Raw genomic sequence first — 3107 nt, forward strand, 5'->3', positions numbered from 1 at the left:
CTTTACATTTGCCTCTATGATGAGAAGAAGTATAAAACAATGTCTATTAATGCTTTGCCTGGCCGGATGCCTTGCCGCATGTTCCAAAAGTAACAATGATGTTCCAGAAGTTGATCAGGCACAGATAATTGCACAATTCAAAGCGGACACCACTGCGATAAGAGCTTTTGTGAAAGCCAATAACCTCACTGAAATGAAAAAAGATGAAGGTTCAGGAATCTTTTACCAGGTTATTGCCCCAGGAAGTGGAAGTGTTACTTATTCTGCCAGCACTCAAATCACAGCAGATTATACCGGCAGATTACTAAATGGCACCGTGTTCGAAACGACTACAGGGAAAACACCAGCAACTTTTGCATTGGGAAATGTTATTGCAGGATGGCAGTTTGGCATCCAGAAAATCCAAAAAGATGGAAAGATACGCTTGATTATTCCTTCCTATTTTGCTTACGGAAATGTGATAAAGGGATCGATTCCAGCCAACTCTGTACTTGATTTCGACATTACACTGAATAATGTTCAATAGTAACATCCATTAATTTATAAAGATTAAAAGTCTTGAAGGAATATCAAAATTCAATCTTAGATACTCCCTCAAGGCTTTTAATTTCTTCCATACAATGAAGAATTCGCTTTCTGTCATTAAACTTACTGAACAATATAGAATAAACCTCCTGTTCCGCATCAGAAGATATGGAGATTTTATTAACCGCTATATGATGTTTAACCAGGATGTCTTCTACTGCAATCATAGATACATCAGAAGATTTTTTAGCGGTAAGGGTTAAAGCGTGAATCCCTTGTTGTTTAAACCAGGTCTTTTCCATCCATTTAATACCCGACAAGACAAAAAGGATCAAAATGGTAGCAACAACGGCTGCGCCATACAAGCCTCCTCCAACAGCAAGCCCAACTGCAGCCACACTCCAGAGACCTGCGGCTGTGGTTAAGCCACGAACTACTTCCTGTCTTAAAAACAAAATTGTACCTGCACCTAAAAATCCAACACCACTGATTACCTGTGCAGCCACTCTTGAAGGATCAAGAACAATCCCCTCTTTACCAACCACATCAATAAAACCGTAAGCTGAAACAATCATTGCCAATGCTGCACCTATGCAAACAAGCGTATGGGTCCTCAATCCGGCCACCCATTCTTTACGTTCTCTTTCCAGGCCTACCAAGCCTCCAAGAATTGCCGCAGCCAGCAACCGTAAAATAATTTCTTTTAAACTAATGAACTCCATCATTATAAAATAACAACCGGAGCAACGAAATGTTTAAACAGTGCCAGATGTACTGGCACTGTTTAAAAAGTTTTATTGATTTGTCATCATCTGAGCATTCAGCGCATTTTCAGCCGCACCTGGTGCCATCATTCCAAGTGCCATTACAGTATAATATTTACCTGCAACAAGTGTAGCCCCAGTCAATGTCGTCTTTGCATTTCCTGTTGACTGTTCCTGAATATCAAAAGAATAAGTCTTTGGATCCACCGCTACAAAAGAACTCACTTGCTTATAGTATTGGTTGTTGATCAACACGCTTCCACCTGTAACAGCCAGGTTTAACGATGGCGCATCAGGAGATAAATTTACAAAACGGACAAAAGCCTTATCTGTAGAAACGGTGGTCATTACATCTGTAGCTAACACCCCATCAAGTTGTCCTGATTGTCCAATTAAAAAATAAGTATAGGCAGTGCTTCCCGACAGGGAAATTGATTTGCTTAACAAATTATCCGTACTGCTTGCTGTCGTAAACCTCAAGGTATTGCTACCAGATACGAGCTGTATATAAGGAAGAATACTACCCCCCATTGGCAGAGCTGCTTTGTTTATCTGTACGTCATTTGCATAAACATTAAATGTACCGGTAGAAGGCGAGCCATTTACCACACTTAGATAGCTTATAGTAGTTGTATCCGTGCTATCACTCTTTTTACAGGAACTCCAAATTATTGCAAAAAGTAAAGAAAAGGAAAAGACCAATAGTGATCTCTTAAAGTTGATGTTGGTAAAGGTTTTCATCATTGAAGATTTAAAGGTTAACTATAGTAATAAATTGATATGCAAATATTCACTTTAATCTAATAGCACCTTCGTTAAATAGTGTTAAATCCTGTTAATGTTTGTTAAGTCCGCTTAGTCATTCCAAACATTAACAGAATCTAAAATATAAAACACTACCCTTCCGCGTCGTAAATGACTACTCTATCAAAAAGAATACGGAATTCATCAAGAAAAGCCTTGTGCAGATCATGCACCTGGTAAACATCATGGCCAGCAAGATCTTCAAAAAACAAAGTTAGAGAAAAGGTATAGGTAGTATCCACTACAGCACGCTCAATGGGAGCTGGTGTACCAATATGAAAGGCTTTTATGACTTCAATATCCTTTAATGTTTCCAGACTTTTACGAAATGCTTTCTTTTGATCTTCTGTCGTGTCGGCTTTAAGCCAGAATAAAACGTGATGGGCTATCATAATTTTTTTTCGCCAAATATAAGATCAATCCATCATTTTAATTCATGAGTTTTGACAAAGAAAGATATTGCAATAGCATAATTGTTTTACCATCTTGAATTTCTCCGCTTGAAATCATAGCCATTGCCTTTGCAAATGGTAATTCTAAAACTTCAATCTCCTCGTCTTCAACCCCACCTCCAGAATGTCTTTTCATTTCTTTTGTGTATTCTGCGATAAAGAAATAAACTTTTTCTGTAACGGAACCGGGGCTCATATAAGCTTCAAATACTTTTTCGACAGAAGAAAGTACATAGCCTGTCTCCTCTTCTACTTCTCTTCGGATAGCCTCTTCCGGCCCATCGTTATCAAGTAATCCAGCGCAAGTCTCAATCAACAAACCATTCGAATTTCCGTTCACATAGGTTGGGAAACGAAACTGTCTGGTCAGCACAACAGTCTGAAACAGCTTATTATATAAAAGCAAAGTTGCTCCATTTCCACGATCATAAGTTTCTCTGCTCCGGTTTTCCCAAATGCCCTTATTTGTTAAGTAATTAAAAGTCGTTTTTTTTAGTAAGTACCAATCATCTGACAACACCTGCTCCTTTATGATATTTATCTTTTCATTCATGATTATATT

Annotated in this window: 5 protein-coding genes; 1 reads left to right on the forward strand and 4 read right to left on the reverse strand. The window is 38.3% G+C overall.

The window, feature by feature from the left end:
- Positions 1-526 (forward strand): FKBP-type peptidyl-prolyl cis-trans isomerase (locus DBR11_RS15505; protein WP_369974435.1); only part of this gene is annotated, 526 nt, incomplete at its 5' end.
- Positions 527-569: 43 nt separating this feature from the next.
- Here the strand turns inward: DBR11_RS15505 and DBR11_RS15510 are convergent.
- The 4 genes from DBR11_RS15510 to nudK form a co-directional block, all read right to left on the reverse strand.
- Complete coding sequence (locus DBR11_RS15510) at positions 570-1250, reverse strand: MgtC/SapB family protein (protein WP_233260770.1); 681 nt, start codon at positions 1248-1250, stop codon at positions 570-572.
- Positions 1251-1319: 69 nt separating this feature from the next.
- Positions 1320-2033, reverse strand: coding sequence for a DUF4397 domain-containing protein (locus tag DBR11_RS15515; protein ID WP_108553568.1), 714 nt, complete (start codon positions 2031-2033; stop codon positions 1320-1322).
- Positions 2034-2185: 152 nt separating this feature from the next.
- Positions 2186-2485, reverse strand: coding sequence for a Dabb family protein (locus DBR11_RS15520; RefSeq protein ID WP_108553569.1), 300 nt, complete (start codon positions 2483-2485; stop codon positions 2186-2188).
- Between the two features lie 37 nt (positions 2486-2522).
- Positions 2523-3107, reverse strand: a 585-nt coding sequence (gene nudK / locus DBR11_RS15525) for a GDP-mannose pyrophosphatase NudK (protein ID WP_233260771.1), incomplete at its 5' end; no start/stop codon positions are given.

The organism is Pedobacter sp. HMWF019 (genome assembly GCF_003061025.1).
Taxonomy (GTDB): domain Bacteria; phylum Bacteroidota; class Bacteroidia; order Sphingobacteriales; family Sphingobacteriaceae; genus Pedobacter.

What these genes read in the sequence shown, in the direction of transcription:
- DBR11_RS15510 (WP_233260770.1), bottom strand. Translation starts at nt 1,250, where the DNA reads ATGATGGAGTTCATTAGTTTAAAAGAAATTATTTTACGGTTGCTGGCT.
- DBR11_RS15515 (WP_108553568.1), bottom strand. Translation starts at nt 2,033, where the DNA reads ATGATGAAAACCTTTACCAACATCAACTTTAAGAGATCACTATTGGTC.
- DBR11_RS15520 (WP_108553569.1), bottom strand. Translation starts at nt 2,485, where the DNA reads ATGATAGCCCATCACGTTTTATTCTGGCTTAAAGCCGACACGACAGAA.